Annotated in this window: 1 protein-coding gene; it reads left to right on the top strand. The window is 64.6% G+C overall.

The genetic code is table 11. The annotated features are described in order from the left end of the window. Window positions 1–828: type VI secretion system Vgr family protein (locus tag NLI84_RS18230; RefSeq protein ID WP_255992251.1), on the top strand; the 828-nt coding region annotated here is incomplete at both ends.

Here is an 828-nt window from a genome sequence, read left to right as displayed (position 1 = left end):
CTGCAGTACCGCGAATCCGATCTGGCCTTCGTCAGCCGCTTGCTGGCCGAGGAAGGCATTGCCTGGCGCTTTGCCCATGAGGCCGGCGACACCCCCAAGGTGACGCTGGTTGCGTTTGATGATCCCTACGCGCTGCCGCAGGCGGCGCAGGGCGCGGTACGGTTCCATCGCGCCGATGCCACCGAAGCCGAAGACAGCCTGACCGACTGGACCAGTGCCCGCCAACTCGGTAGTGGTGCGGTGGCGCTGGCGTCGTTCGACTACAAGCCGGTGCTGACCCAGCAGGTGGCGCAAGGCTCGGCCATCGACCAGGGTGCCGGCGGTGAACAAGCGCAGTCCTCGTTGGAGGATTACGATCCGCAGTCGCTGTATTACGCCGGTGATGCTGAACAGCTCTCGCGCTATGCCCAGCTGCGCCAGCAGGCGCATGACCTGCAGAAGAAGCGCTTCCAGGGTGCCGGTACCGTACGCAATCTGCAGGTCGGCGAGTGGTTCGCGCTGACCGATCACCCGCTGCACGATGCTGATGCGCCGGAGCAGCGTGAGTTCGTCGCCAGCCAGCTGAGCTTTACCGCCTATAACAACCTGCCCGGCGATCTGACCCGTTTCCTCAGCCAAGGCCAGGAAGCGCCGCAACCGTTTGCAGTGCAGTTCGAAGCACAACGCCGTGGCATTCCGCTCACCCCGGGCTACAGCCACAGCGAACACGCCAAGCCGTCCGCCCGTGGGGTGCAGACCGCCACCGTGGTGGGTCCAGCCGGCGAAGAAATCCATACCGACGAACATGGCCGGATCAAGGTGCAGTTCCACTGGCAACGCCAGAGTGAA

This window comes from Chitinolyticbacter albus, assembly GCF_024437655.1.
Lineage (GTDB): Bacteria > Pseudomonadota > Gammaproteobacteria > Burkholderiales > Chitinibacteraceae > Chitinolyticbacter > Chitinolyticbacter albus.
Note: the sequence above shows the minus strand (reverse complement) of the source record. Positions and strands in the feature narration are given on the sequence as shown.